The following is a 19,077-nucleotide window of genomic DNA, read 5'->3' on the forward strand; positions in this document are numbered from 1 at the left end:
ATTTTAAATTGGAGGCAGGAGTATGCGTGTACATCCAACCCAATTAGTTGCAGGTAACGTGCTTTTACGGGATGTGAAGGGTAAATCTGGTCACCCGATTATGAAAGAGGGTACGATTTTAACGAATGAACATATCACCGTCTTACATAAATTTCTAATTGAATCCGTAGAAGTCTCGAACAGGTTAGAAAACGGTGAAGCATTTATCGCGAAAGAACATGTAAAGTCTAAGGAACAGCCAAAACCCGTGGAAAGGAATATTTACCTTGAAGCAGAAGAGTCTCGCTCCTTCCCTGCCCATTACTTGGAGGTAGTGCGGGATTATAAACAATTCTTCGCAGATTGGAATAACGGTGTTCCCATCGATATGGTAAAGGTAAGACAATCTATTCTGCCGCTGCTTGAACGAATTGGGGAATTAGACATGGAAATATTCACCCTGCATCAATATGGGGCAGCGGAAGATTATATTTATCACCATAGTGTTGCTGTCAGTCTTCTCGCCGCATTTTTAGGAAAAGAGTTAGGCTATCGTAAAGGAGAATGGATTCAGCTTGGAGTTGCCGGCTATCTTGCGGATGCTGGAATGACCCGAATTGATTCTGATATCCTGACAAAAGGTGGACCACTGACCGAGCAGCAAGTACAAGATATGAGAAATCACTCGACGTACTCTTACCGGATGGTGGAAAATTTGACTGGCTTATCGAAAACAGGGAAAATCGCTATTCTTCAACACCATGAACGGATGGACGGGAGCGGTTATCCACTAGGGATACGCAATGAACAGATCAATACCTTTGCCCGGATACTAGCTGTTTGTGATACATATCATGCAATGACAAGTGATCGCATGTTTAAAGCGAAACAATCCATTTTTAAAGCACTGGATGAGCTATTTCAGGAGCGTTATACAAAGTTAGATCTGGAGATTGTCCACTCTTTTATTGAAAGTTTGGCGAAGCGGGCCGTCGGAAAAACCGTCCACCTGACGAATCATAAGACAGGGGAAATTGTGTACTTTGATGACGATCACCCTGCATCTCCTTTAGTGAAATTACATGAAACCGGTGAAATCATTAGCTTACAGATGAATCCTGAATTACAAATTGAGGAGATTATTTTAGATTAGGTGGGTTTGGCGGGGATTAATCCCCGGAGGTAGTATTGTATCTTTGTGGAGCAGCTTGGTGGTAATGGAGAAGGTTTAATCACCTGAAAATCGTAGCATCCAGCCAGCATTCCCGGTAGATAACAGAGTCCCTAATCCTCTAAAAACACTGATTTATAATCATTTCGGTAGGTTAGAGCCCTTATTTATTGTATAAGAAACTATAAAATACTAATATCCAATACAGATAATCTTTACGAATGAAACAGGAGGCACTATGAATAATCAATCTTTTACTCCAGTCATCATTGGAACGGATATTAACGCCTATAATATGGCGATATCCTTCCATGAAGCCTATGATATTCATCCCATTCTTGTTGGCAAACAGGAAATGGGATTTACAAGCTTTAGTACAATCCCAGAGCGGATTGACATACACCCCGATATAACGGATAAAGGGAGATTCGTCCCGATTCTAAAAGAACTCGCGGAAAACTTACAAAATCGCAATCATCCGTTAGTGCTCGTTGGTACGAATGATGCGTACGTCCGCTTGATTATTGAAAATGAAGAAGAACTGAAGAAATATTATCGTTTCAACTATATATCCGAAGACCTGATGAATCGGCTGCAGAAGAAAGCAAACTTCTATAAACTTTGCGAGGAGTATGGAATTGATACACCGACGACATACTTCTATGACTGTAAAGACGATAGCCCGTTCACAGAAGAAATGACATACCCTGTCATTATTAAACCGAGTAATGGAATTGAATATTATAAACATCCGTTCACAGGTCAAGAGAAGGTCTATCGGGTAAATACGCCAGAAGAAACTGATAAGGTCATCCAAATGATTAAGAATAGCGGTTACCGGGATGAACTGATTATTCAGGATTATATTCCGGGAGACGATACGTACATGTGGGATTCAGTTCTTTATTTAAACTCGAAAAGTAAGACTGAACTTGTTACATTTGGACAAGTTGTTTTGCAAGAGCATACGGCAACAGCAATCGGTAATTACACGTCTGTTCTTACCCGTTACAACGAGGAAATGATGAAGAAATTACAGCAATTTCTAGAGACGGTTGGCTATGTCGGTTTTGCCAATTTCGATATAAAGTATGATGAGCGCGACGGGAAATTTAAAATCTTTGAAGTCAATATCCGTCAAGGTCGATCCAGTTATTATGTAACAGCACTCGGACATAATATGGCAACATATATTGTCGATGATGTTCTTCATGATAAGGAAAAACCGACGACTTATTTAAATGAGGAATATCTATTTTCCGTTGTACCACGGATTGTGCTAAATAACTTTGTCGAAAATGAAGCAGTGAAGCAAGATGTTAAGCGGCTTGTTAAGGAGAAAAAATGGGGTAACCCCCTCTTTTACAAAAAGGATAAGAGCTTCAAGCGTAAATTCTATATGCTGCTCAGACAAATTAACTATTACCGGAAATATAAAAATAATAAATGGTAAAATCCCCAGAATACCCTGGGGATTTTTTCTAGCGATAGTACTAAATTCCAGCTGGGAGAATTTCGAATCTACTTACTATTCCTATTAAATTCGAACTGGTTGAAAAACGTCAAGAATTGGCGTAAAGTAAATAAAAATAGCTAAGCTAAACGAGAAAGATTGAAGAATATATTAGGAGGCCAGGACGAATATGCGTGAAGATAAATTTGGGAAAGAAGGCTTAACGTTTGATGATGTGCTGCTTATTCCTGCCCATTCACAAGTACTGCCAAATGAAGTGGAACTAGGAACACAATTATCCGAGACATTGAAGTTGAAGTCCCCTTTCATTAGTGCTGGAATGGATACTGTTACAGAAGCAGAAATGGCAATTGCAATGGCACGTCAAGGCGGTTTCGGAGTCATCCATAAAAATATGTCCATTGAAGAACAAGCGGAAATGGTTGACCGGGTAAAACGTTCCGAGAGTGGAGTAATTACGAATCCATTTTTTTTAACACCAGAGCATCAAGTCTATGACGCTGAACATCTCATGGGTAAATTCCGTATTTCCGGTGTACCGATTGTGAATGATATCGAGGAGCAAAAGCTTGTCGGTATTTTAACGAACCGTGACTTGCGCTTTATCCAGGATTATTCTATCCAGATTTCTAAAGTGATGACTAGTGAAAATCTTGTCACTGCTCCAGTAGGTACAACATTGAACGAAGCAGAAAAGTTACTGCAGCAGCATAAGATTGAGAAGCTTCCACTCGTAGATGAAAATGGTATACTGAAAGGTCTTATCACGATTAAAGATATTGAGAAAGTTATCGAATTTCCGAACTCTGCGAAGGATTCTCAAGGAAGATTGCTTGTAGCAGCTGCAGTTGGAGTAACGGGAGATGCGATGAACCGAATTGAGAAGCTCGTGGAGGCAGGAGCTGACGCCATTGTAATTGATACAGCTCATGGTCACTCAGAAGGTGTACTGGAACAATTGAAAAAGGTGCGAGCAGCTTATCCGGATCTTGACATTATTGCAGGGAACGTTGCAACAGCAGAAGGAACCGTAGCTTTAATTAAAGCTGGTGCATCAATTGTTAAAGTTGGAATTGGACCTGGTTCGATCTGTACAACACGAGTTGTAGCAGGTGTTGGAGTACCACAAATTTCAGCTGTTTATGAATGTGCAAAAGCAGCTCAAGAATACAATGTACCTGTTATTGCCGATGGTGGAATCAAATATTCCGGCGATATTGTAAAAGCAATTGCGGCAGGCGCACATGCGGTAATGCTCGGCAGTATGTTCGCAGGTACAACGGAAAGCCCTGGTGAAACAGAAATTTACCAAGGCAGAAAATATAAAGTTTATCGTGGCATGGGGTCTCTTGGCGCTATGAAAGCAGGTTCCAAAGATCGCTACTTCCAGGGTGATACGGAAGATGCGAAGAAACTTGTACCAGAAGGAATTGAAGGACGTGTCCCTTATAAAGGCGCACTTGCGGATATTTCCCATCAATTAATCGGTGGTTTACGTTCTGGAATGGGTTACTGTGGAACAGCAACGATTGAAGACTTACGCAAGAATGCGCAATTCGTCAAGATCACGAATGCCGGCCTCCGTGAAAGCCATCCACACGATGTGCAAATCACAAAAGAAGCTCCGAACTATTCGGTACAATAACTTTTGATAAAGCAAGCACTTATTTTTCTTGAAGGTCACACGCAAACCTAATAGAAAAATAGGTGCTTTTTTCTATCCTAAATTAGGCAGAATGGATGAAGTAGGTCGGATATAAAAAATGTTAAAATCAGGACAGAGGTCCGTCTATTTTTTTTGATGAAAATATGATAGAATATCTAGGTGCTACAATATAAATTTTTTAATCATGTTGGAGGTAAAATAAGTTGATTCAAGTAACTAAAAAAACTGTGTCAGGAATACTCACCTTTGTACTACTGATCACATCGTTCATGATACAGCCGCTCACAACCCATGCAGAAAGTACCCTCGATTTAAACGCAGAGTCTGCCATCTTAGTTGATGCGGGTACTGGAAAAGTTCTTTATGCGAAAAACGCAGATATTGCCCTTCCTCCAGCAAGTATGACGAAAATGATGACGGAATATCTTGTGCTTGAAGCGATCAATGAAGGAAAGATCGACTGGGATACAACAACTCAAATCAGCGATTATGCATATAAGATTTCAGCTAATGAGCTCTTTTCAGGAGTTGGTTTAACACAAGATAAAGATTATGCCGTACGCGACTTATATAACGCGATGGCCGTCTTCTCTGATAATGCGACAACGATTGCACTTGCTGAATTAATCGCAGGTTCAGAAACAGAATTTGTTAAGATGATGAATGATAAGGCTGAGGAATTAGGCCTTTCCGAATATAAATTTGTAAACAGCTCAGGTTTGGATAATGATTCCTTGGGAGATGACATGCCTAAGGGAACGGACCCGAATGCAAGTAACCTTCTATCTGCGCGCTCTGCAGCTCAGCTTGCCTATCATTTAGTCAATGATTTTCCGGAAGCTTTAGAGATTTCTAGTCAGACAGAAGTGGAATTTGAAGATTACAAGATTGAAAACTTAAACTGGATGCTTCCTCATGAAGCAACATTTCTACAATCCTTCCATTATGAAGGAGTCGACGGATTGAAGACAGGTAATACGGATCTTGCTGGCTATACGTTCACTGGTACAGCTGAAAGAGATGGAACCCGTCTAATTACAGTTGTAATGAAGACTGGTTCAAAAGAAGAGCGCTTCAGAGAAACAGCAAAATTACTCGACTATGGTTTCAATAATTTCGCATCTGAAGAATTATTCCCGGCTGGTCACCAGCTGGAAGATAAAGGAACTCTTCCTGTAGCTAAAGGAAAAGAAAAAGAAGTAAGTGTCTCAATTAGTGAAGGAATTGCTATTCCAATCCAGTCTGAAGAAGCAGAGTTATATAGTTTGGAATACAATATCGATGAAGAGAAATTAAATGATAACGGAGAAATTGTAGCGCCAATTGAGAAGGGTGAAAAACTCGGTACCGCAACACTTGTTTACGAAGGTGAAGCAACCGACCATGGTTATATATTTGATCAGGAATCCGTCGTTGTTGACGTGGTTAGTGATGAAGCAGTTGAAAAAGCGAACTGGTTCATGCTTACTCTAGGTGCAATTGGTGACTTCTTCGGTAATGTCTTTACAACAGCAGTAGATTGGATCAAAGGATTGTTTTAATCGAAGTAAAGTGTATGTGAGCTGCGGATTTAGGATAGGATATGTTATACATGCTTGCTTTTTTAAAGTAAATCAGCTATGATGGTAGCAAATCAGATGGATTAAAGGTACTGACAGGAAATAGTAGCGGTTATTTCTTCTGTAGAGAGTCGATGGTTGGTGTGAATCGACGTTGAAATGCTGTGAATCCATCCTTGAACTGGTTTATCGAACAGGACTCGTTCCAGAGTAAATAAACCCGGGATCTCTGCACCGTTAATGCAGATCAAGCCGGAAGAGATAATCTCTTCAACAAGGGTGGCAACGCGGGAATATAAACTCTCGTCCCTATTATTGGGATGGGAGTTTTTTTGATTTTAAATATTTAATAATAAATAAAAGGAGGAAAAGCAAATGTTGGACATGAAATTTTTACGGAACAATTATGAAGAAGTGAAAGCGAAACTTCAGCACCGAGGTGAAGACTTATCAGAGCTGGATACGTTTGGTGAACTCGATGAAAAACGCCGGAAATTGATTGCTGAAACAGAACAGTTGAAAGCAAAGAGAAATGCTGCGACACAAGAGATAGCTAAGCTAAAGAAAGAGAAAAAAGATGCGGATGCTGCAATTCAGGAAATGCGTCAAGTCGGTGAAGAGATTTCCAAACTTGATAAAGAATTGAGGGAAATAGAAGAAAAGTTGGAACAGGTCATGTATTCCATTCCAAACATCCCTCATGAAAGTGTACCGATTGGCGAGGATGAAGAGGATAATGTCGTCCAGCGTACGTGGGGTGAGCAGCCGGAATTCGATTTCGAGGTGCAGCCGCATTGGGACATTGCGGCGAACTTGAAGATTTTAGATTTTGAACGGGCCGCTAAAGTGACCGGTAGCCGCTTTGTTTTCTACACGGGACTTGGTGCAAGACTTGAGCGTGCATTATTGAACTTCATGATGGACTATCATGCGGATAACCACGGCTATAAAGAGATTCTTCCGCCATATATTGTTAATCGCATGAGTATGATTGGTACAGGACAGCTACCGAAATTTGCAGAGGATGCATTTAAACTAGAGGAATGGGACTATTATTTAATTCCGACTTCAGAGGTACCTGTTACGAACTATCACCGTGATGAGATCATGCTTGATTTACCAAAACAATATGTTGCTTACAGTGCGAATTTCCGGTCAGAAGCGGGCTCAGCCGGGCGTGATACTAGAGGTTTGATACGTCAGCATCAATTTAATAAAGTCGAGCTTGTTCACTTTGTTAAACCTGAAGATTCTTATGACACATTAGAGAAACTAACCGGTCACGCGGAGAAAATTCTACAGGAATTAGAATTACCTTACCGTGTGATGAGCATGTGTACTGGCGATTTAGGTTTTACTGCTGCGAAGAAATACGATATTGAAGTATGGATTCCAAGTCAAGCTACGTACCGTGAGATTTCTTCTTGCTCTAACTTTGAAGATTTCCAAGCAAGACGCGCCGGCATCCGTTTCCGCCGTGATAAGAACGCGAAACCGGAATACGTGCACACATTGAACGGATCTGGGCTGGCTGTTGGCCGTACGGTTACTGCTATTTTAGAAAATAACCAGCAGGAAGATGGCTCTGTTATCGTACCGAAAGCACTCATTCCTTATATGGGTGGAAAAGAAGTTATTAAATAAAGTTTGTTGGCACTGGCTGGCTCTAAAATGTCCAGCTAGTGCTTTTTATCACGGATTAACGGTCTGTAATCCCCCCACTGAATGAGTTTCACTTTATCATAAATTTTACGAAATGGATTGACAAGCATAAAATATTTATGGTATATTATATCTTGTGATTACGGAGGTATACCCAAGTCTGGCTGAAGGGGTCGGTCTTGAAAACCGAAAGGCGGGTCAAACCGCGCGGGGGTTCGAATCCCTCTACCTCCTCCATTTTTTATAAATCTTCAATCCTTTGAAACGCTTGTTCTTACTGAATGAAGCGTTTTTTTGCTATTTTCCGCTCGAGTTCACGATATTATACTTAGGCTAAAAATTGAAATGTTTGAGATCATGATTAACGTTACCTACTTCTGAAATCCCCTCTTGACAAAGCGCGCGATTCACTTTACTATTAACAGAAATAACATACACTCTAGACGATGATCAGACTAGTAGTATGAGAACTGTCCGACAGAAAATGGGATTCACCGGCTGAAAGATCCCTACGCACAAGCTTGTATGAACCTACCTGGGAGTCGTTAGCGATAAACTAACCGCAGGAAACTGTGTTATCAATGAAGAGAGGGCAATTTATTGCCAAAAATAGGTGGTACCGCGGAGCTGATTCCGTCCTTGTTTCAGGGATGGGATCAGCTTTTTTAGTTGTGAGTTTTTATCACGTATTAACGGTCTGTAATCCCCCTCCTCTAAACATGAGGGAAACCCAATATGTGAAGGCTGGGGACAAACAGTCCGTAAATCCCTGATTCTGTTCAACTAACATTCAGTGGGGAGGGAAGGCATTCCCCACTGAATGAAGTTTCACTTTATCAGGAAAAAGAAAAGAAGAGGTGTTCAAATTGTGTAAACGTATTGTTTTTGTAGGCTGTGGTTCAATGGCTGAAGCGATAATGGCTGGTATGCTGCAGACGAAGACAGTAGATAAAAATGATATTTATGTAACGAATAAACAGGATGAGGGGCGATTGGGTAATATCGAGGCTACGTATGGAGTGCAAACTTCTTATGATAAAGAAAAACTTCTTGATCTCGCAGACGTTGTTATTTTAGCAATGAAGCCGAAAGATTTAGCGGAATCCCTCGATGAAATACGTCCATTTATAAGAGAAGAGCAGCTCATCATTTCAGTTCTTGCAGGCATTATGACAGAAACAATAGAGGAGATAATTGGCAAAAGAAATGCTGTCGTCCGAGCAATGCCAAATACATCTGCGCAGATTGGTTATTCGGCTACTGCGATTGCAGCTGGAAAATATGTCGATCAGGAGAAAATCAATATTGCGGAGAGGTTATTTCAGTCGATTGGAGTAACGAAGGTCGTTGCTGAGGACGATATGCATACGGTGACAGCCATTTCCGGGAGCGGCCCAGCGTTTATCTATTACTTTGTCGAAGCGATGACGACAGCAGCGCTAGAAGCCGGTATGGACGAACAGACGGCTGATGCACTTATTACCCAGACCATTATAGGTGCTGGAAAGATGTTGGAACAGTCCGGGGAACCAGCGTCAGTTTTAAGAGAAAATATTACGAGTGTAGGCGGAACAACTGCAGCCGGGTTAGAAACGCTTAAAGCAAATGAATTCGAGAAAATTATTATCGCCTGTATCGAAAGCGCCCGAAATCGCTCCATTGATCTTGGGAGAACGTTTTAAGTATAGAAAAAAGACAGGGAAAAAATTACCCTGTCTTTACTTTCTCCTCTTGGTTTTTCTTCCTAACTTTTGTATAATAATAATGTTAACTATTTTTCTTCACTATGGCTCCGTAGCTCAGGGGATAGAGCGTCAGTTTCCTAAACTGTGCGTCGCAGGTTCGAATCCTGCCGGGGCCGCTTTAACTTTTCATTTATCCACATGTGGATAAATGATTTTTTATTTTGTGACCAAACTCATATCGTAATAATCAATTATTAAAAATCACAGGAGGAATTTTTCCTGTGATTTTCTTCTTTTAGTGGACCGATTCCGAAACTATTCAGCTAAATTACTTTTAAAGTGTCACAAAATGTTCTAAAATGGATGTAAGTTCGTAAAAGATTTACATTATTTTATGTAATAAGAAATGTTAACGGTTACAAATAAAGGAGAGGTGAATGATGGATATGAAACCAATTCCCGCAAGAGAAGGGAACTACAACTTACAGGATTATGAAGCATACAGAGAGAACTTTTCTTGGGAAGATGTGAAGCAGCATCTTAGTATGCAGCAGACGGGAAAGGTAAACATGGCATATGAAGCGCTGGATCGCCATGCAGAAGACCCGGAGAAAAGGGACAAGCTCGCATTAATTTATTCGAGCCCGGACCGGGAGGAAACATTCACATTTCTTGAATTAAGTAAGCACAGTAACAAGTTTGCGAATGTACTTCGAAAATATAACGTACGTAAGGGAGACCGTGTATTTCTTTTCATGCCGCGTAGTCCAGAGTTTTATGCCGCCTTTTTTGGGATTTTAAAAACAGGTGCAGTTGCCGGACCACTCTTTGAAGCATTTATGGAGCAGGCCGTACGCGATCGGTTAGAAGATAGTGAAGCAAGCACACTCATTACAACAGCCGAACTATTGGAGCGTGTCCCTTATACGGAACTCCCTCACTTGGAAAACATTATAATTGTTGGTGAGGATTCGAATAAAGAAGGAAAGTTCATCAGCTTTGAAGAAGAGATGAAAGCTGCACCTGAGGAATTTGAAATGGAATGGGTCAATTTAGAGGACGGGATGCTTCTGCATTATACGTCCGGTTCCACTGGTAGGCCTAAAGGGGTTTATCATGTGCATAACGCAATGATTCAGCATTATGCGACAGCTGAGTGGGTCCTTGATTTGATGCCGGATGATGTTTATTGGTGTACGGCAGACCCAGGCTGGGTGACTGGGACAAGCTATGGTATTTTTGCGCCATGGCTCCACGGGGTGACAAATGTCGTCCGTGGAGGCAGATTTACACCGGAATCTTGGTATGAAACATTGGAAAAATACAAAGTAACGGTTTGGTATACTGCTCCTACAGCACTTCGTATGCTTGTGAGCCATGGGGAAGATAAAGTAAAACAGTATGATTTATCCGCTTTACGTCATATTTTAAGTGTTGGTGAGCCGCTCAACCCGGAAGTGATTACGTGGGGATTGCGTGCCTTTGGTTTACGGATTCATGATACATGGTGGATGACGGAAACGGGCGCACAAATGATTGTGAATCTCCCGTGTAATGAAATTCGCCCAGGCTCTATGGGGAAACCAATTCCTGGCGTTGAAGCGTCAATCATTGATCATGAGGGAAATGAACTGCCGCCGAATCAGATGGGTAACCTTGCTATTAAAGCCGGGTGGCCAGCAATGATGCGCCAAATTTGGAATAACCCGGGTAAATATGAAAGTTATTTTATCAACGGCTGGTATATTTCCGGAGACAGTGCTTACCGGGATGAAGATGGTTATTTCTGGTTCCAAGGGCGTCTAGATGACGTGATTAATACGTCTGGAGAGCGGGTTGGACCATTTGAAGTCGAATCAAAACTTATTGAACATCCTGCCGTCGCGGAAGCTGGAGTTATTGGAAAACCTGACCCAGAACGTGGAGAAATTATTAAAGCATTTATTACACTAAATGACGGGTATGAGGAATCAGAGGATTTACTTCAAGATATCCGCAAATTTGTTAAAACAGGTTTGAGTGCGCATGCCGAGCCAAGGGAAATTGAAATCAAAGATACGATTCCAAAAACGAGAAGCGGAAAAATTATGCGCCGCCTCTTGAAATCATGGGAGCTTGGACTGCCGACTGGAGATACATCTACATTAGAAAGCTAAATAAAGTTAAAAAATCCTGCATAGATAAAGATGCAGGGTTTTTTATTAACTCAACTTTCGTACCTAAAACATTTGATTCGTTCAGATCTGTGAAGCGCTCGTAGCGGATGAAATATATACCTTGACTAGGTCATTCAAACAAGAGAAAACACCTCAACTTTTGGTATAGTCGATTTGACTAGAATTACTACCAAAAAGAAGAGGTGTCTCCTACTCTGATAGCGAATAACAATCAAAATAAGCAACTGCCAAATGAAATAAAATCGACATTTAAAGAATTGAAGGTTTTTTAAATTCTTACGTGATGCCGGTATTGCGAAGTCTTTCGTTTTTTCTTGCGCTTAATTCTCTTAAACTAGGAAATGGATTATTGGAAATCTTAAAACAACAGCTGTCAGCAGATTCTCTTTAATGATATGATAAATATAGAATAAGTACATAAAGAGCAGAGGGAAGGTAACAAAATGATTAAAAAAATCAATGTCTTTCTCTGTATTTTTCTAGTAGGTCTATGTTTTCCCAACACGCTTTCAGCTACGGAAAATACAACACCATCCGGTATCCCGATTGAAGGGTTGGAGGAATTTGTAGACAAGTATGCAGAAGAGTATATAGGAGATACAGTATCAGGCGCAGCAATTATTGCTATCAAAGACAACCAGATCGTCTTATCTAAAGGCTATGGTTACGCTGATGTAGAAAATCAAATACCGATGGATCCAGAGACAACCGTTCTGGAATGGGGCTCTATTACGAAATTATTCGTCTGGGTCTCCGCTATGCAGCTGGCTGAGCAAGGGAAGCTAGATTTAGAGGAGGACGTTAGATCCTATTTGCCAGAGGGCTTTCTGACCAAATTAAACTTTGAAGAGCCTATTACGATGCTAAACTTAATGCATCATAACGCAGGCTTTGAAGAGTATATTTTTGATTTGTTATTTGATTCTCCGGAGCAATTGGAATCTTTGGAGGAATCCTTGAAATTAGCGGAACCGGAGCAGGTTTATAAGCCCGGGGAAGGTTGTTGCCTATTCCAATTATTCTACTTCTCTAGCAGCCTATATTATCGAAGGCATTACTGGTCAGCCATTTTATGAGTATGTTGATGAGCATATTTTTAAAAAATTAGGGATGAACCATTCCACCATGCATTTGCCTGTTGAAGATAATGAAGAAATTACACTTAATAAAGGAAAGAGTTATTTAACAGGAGAGGGCGGTAAATTTACAGAATCAGAGTCTTATTATATTTCCATGTACCCGAGCGGAGGAATAAATGGTACTGCGCTAGATTTAGCGAAGTTTGCACAGGCTTTGATTTCACCTGAATCAGAAAAAACTTCTTTATTCCAAGAAAGTCAAACACAATCCGAGCTGCTTTCAACAAGTTATTCTCCTGAGGAAGGTGTTCCAGGGCTTGCCCACGGTTTTTGGGAATATGATGGTGAATATAGAGGATTAATGCATTCAGGTAATACGGTTGCTTATTCTAGTAACATGCAGATTGTGCCGGAGGATAATTTTGCTATTATCGTTTTAACCAATCAGGCAGATGAACTATACCTTACATTTGGACTAATGGATGAATTAGTGGGAAAGGGATATCAAACCATACAAGAAAATCTTCCTTCAGCATCTGAGGTAGAGGGAACCTATCTAACGGCACGCCGTACATACAATGGGTTTATGAATCTTTATGCATATTTGGCACAATTAGATGTTCAATCTATTAATGACAATGAAATTGCATTAGATTTAGCGGGTTTTAAAGCAACTTATATACAAACAAGTCCTTATGTATATAAGCTAAAAGGCGGAGATGATATCTTTATACCAAACAATGTCATGTTTTTTCACGTGAATGATGAAAAGGCAGAGCAAATTTCAACTACTTATGCCGATTATGTGGCTATGGATAAAAGCAAACCTTTTCTTCTTATAAGCTTGGGGCTGTTTATTTGGTTTATGGTGTATTTCCTGATTTCTCCTTTTGTTTTAATCGTGCTGGCATTTTTGCGAAGGAGACGAAAACAAAAAACAGCGGCAGCTACAAAATGGAACGGAGTATTGACGCTCTCAGGTACAGCATTGGCAGTTAATATAGTGTTATTGATTATACGTATGTTGTCTAAACCAATGCGGACATACTCAGAGATGCTTCTTCACTTTATAGGAAATTATGTTTTTACTGTAATCAGTTTAATCTCCGTTGTCATGTTAATTATATTTTGGAAAAAGGCATCCCTTTCGAAATGGCAAAAGGTTGGATATATACTGACTTGTATCAGCAGCATACTATTTATTGCTTGGCTGATTATTTGGCAAATGTATTCTTGAAACAGCTGATTTATCACGTATGTTAGAAATGCAAAAAACATCCTTTTCTTTGTTTGTGCTGCGTGATATCGTAGGAAACAAAGAAAGGATGAACTTTATTCTGCTATGTTCATTGGACAGAAAGTTGAATGTAATTAAGTTTTTAACTTGAGTGATTATTGCTAAGCATTAAATTTATTACATATAACAATTTTTAAAGAGGTTATGCATTTGAACGAATTAGTAAATGAAATTCTTACTAAATATGATACGAGACGTGCTGAGGCTCCTTATCTTGTTGGTGTCGATGGATTAGGTGGAGCTGGAAAAACAACGTTGGTCCAACAACTGAAAGCGGAACTGGAAAGTACAGCCAAAGTTGTTGTGCTTCATATGGACAATCATATTGTAGAGAGAAATAAACGGTACGACACAGGATATGAAGAATGGTATGAGTATTATTTTCTGCAATGGGATATTGAAATGTTGGAAGAAGAGTTATTTAAAAAAGTTTATAACAACGAATCTAAGCTTACCCTTCCATTTTATGATATATCAGTCGACCAACATAAAAGAAATACAATATCTATCTCAGAAGACTCAATCATCCTAATAGAAGGTATTTTTCTTCAAAGGAAAGAATGGAAACCTTATTTTGACTTTATTGTTTTTGTAAATTGTTCAAAGGAAAAAAGGTTTGCTAGAATTGTAAAAAGGGATACATATCTGGGCGATAACCAAATAATATTGGAAAAATATAAAAAACGCTATTGGTTAGCGGAAGACTATTATCTGGAAACGGAAAATCCGGTGAAATCGGCGGATATCGTATACAATTGCCTGTAACAGTTTCCAAAATATTAAACGGTTGATGAAAAAAAGGAAGATATACATGAATCGTAAAACTAATGATGAAGAAGCTGCCATCTCCCATTACTATCCGGGGACAAATATTAAAATGCAGCCTGGTGACGTGCTCTATTCCCATAAGTATGCCCTTTCTTCATTTTTAGTCGGGCATACCGGAATTGTCGGTATGAATTACCGTATTTATCATGTGAATCGCTGGAAGGAATTTGGCCACGCTGACAGCATGCCAATCTATCTCTCCCGTCACCGGAAGGGCGAATTAATCACCATTCTTCGCCACTCTAATGAACAGGAAGCGATTCACTCGACAAAATGGGCTATGCAGCATTATGACAAGGTACAACGCTATACGTATGTACGCGATTTAACCCGGTTGGACGCTAATTATTGCTCCAAATTCATCTGGCAAGCCTTTTACTTCGGCACGGAAGGACAGGTGGATTTACTGCAGAAAAGAAAAAGAAAGTCTTATAAAAAATTCGTGATGCCTGGTGCAATTTATCGCCGTCTCGAAAAAATTGCAAGCTTTGAAAATACACTGTACCAGTAATATGGGAATGTTTTAGAAATCATGAAATGGGAAAACCTTATTATGTACAATCATAATAAAGGAGTTGCTAATGATGGGTAAAAAAATTGCTACAGTCATTACAGACCTATTTGAGGACTCGGAATATACAGATCCGGCAAAGGAATTTGAAGATGCCGGACATGAAGTAGTTACAATCGGAGCAAAAAAAGGTGATACGGTCATTGGTAAACAGAAGAACGCCAAGGTTGCGATTGAATATGGAATTGATGACGCGGATCCGAATGATTTTGATGCCCTCTTTATTCCGGGTGGTTTCTCACCAGACCAATTACGGGCGGATGATCGATTTGTTAAGTTCGCCAAGCATTTCATGGATGAGAAAAAACCGGTCTTTGCGATCTGCCATGGACCACAGTTACTAATTACGGCAAAAACGCTTGAAGGCCGTGATGCAACAGGCTATAAATCAATTCAAGTCGACATGGAGTATGCAGGTGCAAAAGTAAGAGATGAGGAAGTTGTCGTTTGCCAGAACCAGCTCGTAACAAGCCGACAGCCAGATGATATTCCAGCATTTACTCGAGAATCATTGAATGTATTGAAATAAGTGAAACACTCTCTCAAGTCTTTTTCTTGAGAGAGTGTTTTTCAAATCTTATATCGGTTCAATATTTGCCTTCATGACGGAACGCATTAAATAGAGTGCATAATCATTTGTATCATTCTCCTCAGACGCCATACAGTTCTTCGGAATATGCAAGTTCATTTTGTACATATAAGCATCCTTTGCCGTGAATAAAATACAAATATCCCCTGCTATTCCCGCAAGAATGAGCGAATATCGATTCAGATCGGTTAGCAGCGAATGAAGCGGTGTCTGGAAAAAAGCGGAATGCTGTGGTTTAATCAAGAAATAATCGTCATTATCCGGTTTCAGCGCTTCTATTATTTCTTTACTATTATGATTCGTACACTGTCTAATAATTTTATTAAAATCTGCTTGCCATAATCCATAATGGTCATTAACATAGATGACAGGCAGATCGTTTTCCTTTGCAATTGTCTTTAGCTTGATTAGATTTGGTAAAATCATCTTTGTATTCCTTAATAATTTATCCCCACCGGAAAAATTAAAATCATTAATAATATCAACGAAAACAACCGCCGTATCTTCCAAAGTCTGCATCATCTTTGCCCCTTTGTGAAATAATGTCTAAAATGAATGTTTAATTAATTATTTCCTTATCTGATAAATTCAAACTTATAAAGAAATGTTGGGTTAATTTATGTCTGATGAAAAATTTATGCAAGCAGCGATAAATGAAGCATTAAAAGCCAGAGATGTAGATGAGGTGCCAATTGGTGCAGTAATCGTCCTGAACGGGGAAATTATTGCAAGCGGATATAACCTCCGGGAAACATCACAGCAGACCCTTTCTCATGCTGAGCTTACTGCAATTGAAGCAGCAAATGAAAAAATAGGCAGCTGGCGTCTGGAAGATTGTACACTATACGTCACCTTGGAACCGTGTCCCATGTGTGCAGGGGCAATCGTGCAGTCAAGGATGAAACGTGTTGTATATGGTGCTCCAGATCCGAAAGCAGGTTGTGCGGGAACATTATTCAATCTACTGGACGAACCACGTTTCAATCATCAAGTTGAAGTAACGAGCGGTGTCCTGCAGGAAGAATGTGCGAGCTTGCTTACTGACTTTTTCAAAGCACTTCGGAAGAGGAAAAGTAAGTGATCCTAGCTTTGTTGTTTCATGAAATGTTTTCCATTGCAAATTGAATCGGAAAACGTTATAATGGGACTTACCGTGCTAAGCGGGGAGGTAGCGGTGCCCTGTACTCGCAATCCGCTATAGCGAGGCTGAATCCCTTGCCGAGGTATGGCGACTGTATGGTCTGCCTTAGTGAATTGGTGTTGACGTTCAGGTCCTGCGCAACAGGAACCCACGAACCCTGTCAGGTCCGGAAGGAAGCAGCAGTAAGTGGTCATTCGTGTGTGCCGCGGGGAAGCCTAAGCTGAGCCATGAAGCTAAGAAGCGCATATGGACGTCGTATCGACGTGAGGTGCACGGTATACATATTTCGTGAGCAACGACTTTAGACATCACAAAACGGTGTTGTCTAGAGTCGTTTTTTATTTATCAATCGTATCATGATAAACTAACGGTAGATCTAATACTCCTCCTTGTTGTAGAAACAAATTGTCTGAACAACAAGACGAATAAAGTAATAGAATACACGAAAATTTTATATCGCAGTGATAAATTTACTTATGACACTACTGCAGGTTAACATACGGAATATGTCGCTTATTTCTTCAAGTTAAATCCGGGCAACCGTTGTTAAAATGGTTTCATTATGTATCGTTTAAAATTTAAGGAGGTACTGAAATGGGTAAAATCATTGAATTAAATCAAAGTCACTATGACGAGATATTTTCGTTATCCCAATTTGCATTCCAATATGAATTAACAGAAGAGGAATTACATAGAAAAAAGGAAGAAGCAAAAAGGTATACCATATGGGGAATGATGGATGGGGAAAAGCTCGCTGCCAAGCTGCATTTGATTCCATTATCTGTATCTATTAATAACAGTCCCTTTCAGATGGGAGGGATAGCTTCAGTCGCTACATGGCCGGAATATCGCAGGAAGGGAATGGTAAAGGAACTTCTCCTTCATGCATTGCAGACAATGAAAGCACAAGGACAGACCATTTCTTTCCTCCATCCATTTTCTGCTCCATTCTACCGTCAATACGGCTGGGAGATGGCTTTTGCAGAAAAGCATTACGAAATACCAATGAAAAATTTAAAACAGAATTGGGATGGGAAAGGCTATGTCAGAAGAACGAATAGCGACATACCTTTATTGGACTCTATTTACCGCAAGTATATAAAGAATTATAATGGCGCCATCCTGCGAGATGAAAAATGGTGGAAACAACGAGTACTAAAAGGTCAGCGTATGATTGCAGTCTCCTATAATGAAGAGAACCAAGCAGAAGGATATATTATTTATCAGCTAAAAGACCGGGTGTTCAAGGCCGATGAGGTTGTCTACTGTACAACGAATGGACTTAAGGTTTTATTGCAATTTATCGCAAATCATGACTCCATGGCTGAAAAGGTAGAAATGGTTGTTCCAGAAAATGATTTATTACCATTACTCGTGAATGAACCGCGCTTCCAGCAAAACATTATACCGTACTTCATGGCAAGAATTGTTGATGTGGAAGCTTTTTTAAAACAATACATGCGTAGTATTCAGGAAGAATTTGGTACTTTATCTATTAGACTTGAAGATTCTTTTATAAAAGAGAACACAGGAATATATATTCTTCATGAGGTGGATGGGGAAATTGATATCGTCTACGAGCCAATCATGAATAATATAAAAGATCCGGGGATAAGCTGTTCGGTACAACAACTTTCTTCAATGCTCTTAGGTTACCAACGACCGGAAGATCTATACAATTTGGGGCTCATTAGTGGAAATGCTCAAGCAGTTGAATTGTTGGAACAGATTATTCCAAGAAAACAGACGTATTTTCCGGATTTTTTCTAAATGAATGATTGGAAGACTATTTTACAAGCAATAGAATAAATAGTTCGGTTGTAAAGTAAAAATTGAGTGTACAAGCTTAAAATCAAGGTAAATCGTATACTGTTAGGTAACAAAAAACATATAAAAACCGTAAAGGGTCTAGCTTCCCTCTACGGTTTTTATAATCTGATGTCTCATTATTCAATAACCGTTATGATAAGTACATTTTATCACAAAGTTGATTACCTTTTTCTTAACTCGTTTAAATCTGGAATACTATTGTAAATATCTGATACCTTTTGTAAAATCTCTAACTTTGCCTTATCCCCGCCATTTCCCGTCACAGCAGTATTGACAAATCCGTAAATTAAACTTAACAAAGATTTAGCATTTCTTCTGTAAGCTGATTAACAGCAACCGTAAAAATATGAAGCAGAACAAACAATAAAT

The 19,077-nt window shown here is 39.7% G+C and carries 15 protein-coding genes, 2 tRNA genes, 1 other RNA gene and 1 other annotated feature; of the genes, 17 read left to right on the plus strand and 1 reads right to left on the minus strand.

Annotated features, from left to right (window positions below):
• The first annotated feature begins 22 nt into the window (after positions 1-22).
• The 14 genes from IEX94_RS09440 to IEX94_RS09505 all read left to right on the plus strand — a co-directional run bounded on the left by IEX94_RS09440 (position 23) and on the right by IEX94_RS09505 (position 15,677).
• The gene (locus tag IEX94_RS09440) at positions 23-1,132 is read left to right on the plus strand and encodes an HD-GYP domain-containing protein (RefSeq protein WP_188856964.1); all 1,110 of its coding nucleotides are present in this window, start codon (positions 23-25) and stop codon (positions 1,130-1,132) included.
• 256 nt (positions 1,133-1,388) lie between these two features.
• A complete protein-coding gene (locus IEX94_RS09445) occupies positions 1,389-2,603 on the plus strand; it encodes a carboxylate--amine ligase (RefSeq protein WP_156855324.1) in 1,215 nt (404 codons plus the stop codon).
• Between the two features lie 190 nt (positions 2,604-2,793).
• A complete protein-coding gene (guaB, locus tag IEX94_RS09450) occupies positions 2,794-4,269 on the plus strand; it encodes an IMP dehydrogenase (RefSeq protein WP_156855323.1) in 1,476 nt (491 codons plus the stop codon).
• Positions 4,270-4,493: 224 nt separating this feature from the next.
• Positions 4,494-5,831 (plus strand): serine hydrolase, encoded by a 1,338-nt coding sequence (locus IEX94_RS09455; RefSeq protein WP_373290821.1) that lies wholly within the window; start codon positions 4,494-4,496, stop codon positions 5,829-5,831.
• 101 nt (positions 5,832-5,932) lie between these two features.
• Positions 5,933-6,163 (plus strand) — a binding site (T-box leader).
• Positions 6,164-6,224: 61 nt separating this feature from the next.
• Complete coding sequence (serS, locus tag IEX94_RS09460; protein ID WP_188856965.1) at positions 6,225-7,493, plus strand: serine--tRNA ligase; 1,269 nt, start codon at positions 6,225-6,227, stop codon at positions 7,491-7,493.
• A gap of 162 nt (positions 7,494-7,655) precedes the next feature.
• A tRNA-Ser gene (locus tag IEX94_RS09465) sits at positions 7,656-7,748 on the plus strand.
• Positions 7,749-8,377: 629 nt separating this feature from the next.
• Entirely contained in the window at positions 8,378-9,193 is an 816-nt protein-coding gene (proC, locus tag IEX94_RS09470; protein WP_188856966.1) for a pyrroline-5-carboxylate reductase, read from the plus strand.
• A gap of 106 nt (positions 9,194-9,299) precedes the next feature.
• Positions 9,300-9,372 (plus strand) — tRNA-Arg (locus IEX94_RS09475).
• Positions 9,373-9,636: 264 nt separating this feature from the next.
• Positions 9,637-11,352 carry an acetate--CoA ligase gene (acsA, locus tag IEX94_RS09480; protein WP_188856967.1) on the plus strand — a complete coding sequence of 572 codons (1,716 nt, stop codon included), beginning with the start codon at positions 9,637-9,639 and terminating at the stop codon, positions 11,350-11,352.
• Positions 11,353-11,816: 464 nt separating this feature from the next.
• Positions 11,817-12,449 (plus strand): serine hydrolase domain-containing protein, encoded by a 633-nt coding sequence (locus IEX94_RS20005; RefSeq protein ID WP_188856968.1) that lies wholly within the window; start codon positions 11,817-11,819, stop codon positions 12,447-12,449.
• Positions 12,418-13,689 carry a serine hydrolase domain-containing protein gene (locus IEX94_RS09490; RefSeq protein WP_268239588.1) on the plus strand — a complete coding sequence of 424 codons (1,272 nt, stop codon included), beginning with the start codon at positions 12,418-12,420 and terminating at the stop codon, positions 13,687-13,689. The genes IEX94_RS20005 and IEX94_RS09490 overlap by 32 nt, the downstream gene beginning before the upstream one ends.
• Positions 13,690-13,893: 204 nt before the next feature.
• Positions 13,894-14,514, plus strand: a complete 621-nt coding sequence (locus IEX94_RS09495; protein WP_188856969.1) for a kinase — start codon at positions 13,894-13,896, stop codon at positions 14,512-14,514.
• Positions 14,515-14,560: 46 nt separating this feature from the next.
• A complete protein-coding gene (locus tag IEX94_RS09500; RefSeq protein ID WP_188856970.1) occupies positions 14,561-15,088 on the plus strand; it encodes a hypothetical protein in 528 nt (175 codons plus the stop codon).
• A 73-nt stretch (positions 15,089-15,161) separates the two neighbouring features.
• Positions 15,162-15,677 carry a type 1 glutamine amidotransferase domain-containing protein gene (locus IEX94_RS09505; RefSeq protein WP_188856971.1) on the plus strand — a complete coding sequence of 172 codons (516 nt, stop codon included), beginning with the start codon at positions 15,162-15,164 and terminating at the stop codon, positions 15,675-15,677.
• 48 nt (positions 15,678-15,725) lie between these two features.
• On the opposite strand, the gene IEX94_RS09510 is transcribed toward IEX94_RS09505, so the two are convergent.
• Positions 15,726-16,259, minus strand: a complete 534-nt coding sequence (locus tag IEX94_RS09510) for a cysteine hydrolase family protein (RefSeq protein WP_188856972.1) — start codon at positions 16,257-16,259, stop codon at positions 15,726-15,728.
• Between the two features lie 97 nt (positions 16,260-16,356).
• Between IEX94_RS09510 and tadA the strand changes: the two genes are divergently transcribed.
• The 3 genes from tadA to IEX94_RS09525 all read left to right on the plus strand — a co-directional run bounded on the left by tadA (position 16,357) and on the right by IEX94_RS09525 (position 18,648).
• Positions 16,357-16,818: a tRNA adenosine(34) deaminase TadA gene (gene tadA, locus IEX94_RS09515; protein WP_188856973.1), complete on the plus strand. Its 462-nt coding sequence runs from the start codon at positions 16,357-16,359 to the stop codon at positions 16,816-16,818.
• A 70-nt stretch (positions 16,819-16,888) separates the two neighbouring features.
• Positions 16,889-17,154: signal recognition particle sRNA large type (gene ffs / locus IEX94_RS09520), an RNA gene on the plus strand.
• A 318-nt stretch (positions 17,155-17,472) separates the two neighbouring features.
• Entirely contained in the window at positions 17,473-18,648 is a 1,176-nt protein-coding gene (locus IEX94_RS09525) for a GNAT family N-acetyltransferase (RefSeq protein ID WP_188856974.1), read from the plus strand.
• Positions 18,649-19,077: the final 429 nt, after the last annotated feature.

It is taken from the genome of Oceanobacillus indicireducens (assembly GCF_014647195.1).
In the GTDB taxonomy this organism is placed as follows: Bacteria; Bacillota; Bacilli; order Bacillales; family Amphibacillaceae; genus Oceanobacillus; species Oceanobacillus indicireducens.

Bases quoted from the DNA above. Each gene is read 5' to 3' on its own strand.
- IEX94_RS20005 (WP_188856968.1), top strand. From the start codon at position 11,817: ATGATTAAAAAAATCAATGTCTTTCTCTGTATTTTTCTAGTAGGTCTA.
- tadA (WP_188856973.1), top strand. From the start codon at position 16,357: ATGTCTGATGAAAAATTTATGCAAGCAGCGATAAATGAAGCATTAAAA.
- IEX94_RS09440 (WP_188856964.1), top strand. From the start codon at position 23: ATGCGTGTACATCCAACCCAATTAGTTGCAGGTAACGTGCTTTTACGG.
- IEX94_RS09500 (WP_188856970.1), top strand. From the start codon at position 14,561: ATGAATCGTAAAACTAATGATGAAGAAGCTGCCATCTCCCATTACTAT.
- serS (WP_188856965.1), top strand. From the start codon at position 6,225: ATGTTGGACATGAAATTTTTACGGAACAATTATGAAGAAGTGAAAGCG.
- acsA (WP_188856967.1), top strand. From the start codon at position 9,637: ATGGATATGAAACCAATTCCCGCAAGAGAAGGGAACTACAACTTACAG.
- IEX94_RS09510 (WP_188856972.1), bottom strand. From the start codon at position 16,259: ATGATGCAGACTTTGGAAGATACGGCGGTTGTTTTCGTTGATATTATT.
- guaB (WP_156855323.1), top strand. From the start codon at position 2,794: ATGCGTGAAGATAAATTTGGGAAAGAAGGCTTAACGTTTGATGATGTG.
- IEX94_RS09505 (WP_188856971.1), top strand. From the start codon at position 15,162: ATGGGTAAAAAAATTGCTACAGTCATTACAGACCTATTTGAGGACTCG.
- IEX94_RS09525 (WP_188856974.1), top strand. From the start codon at position 17,473: ATGGGTAAAATCATTGAATTAAATCAAAGTCACTATGACGAGATATTT.
- IEX94_RS09445 (WP_156855324.1), top strand. From the start codon at position 1,389: ATGAATAATCAATCTTTTACTCCAGTCATCATTGGAACGGATATTAAC.
- IEX94_RS09495 (WP_188856969.1), top strand. From the start codon at position 13,894: ATGCATTTGAACGAATTAGTAAATGAAATTCTTACTAAATATGATACG.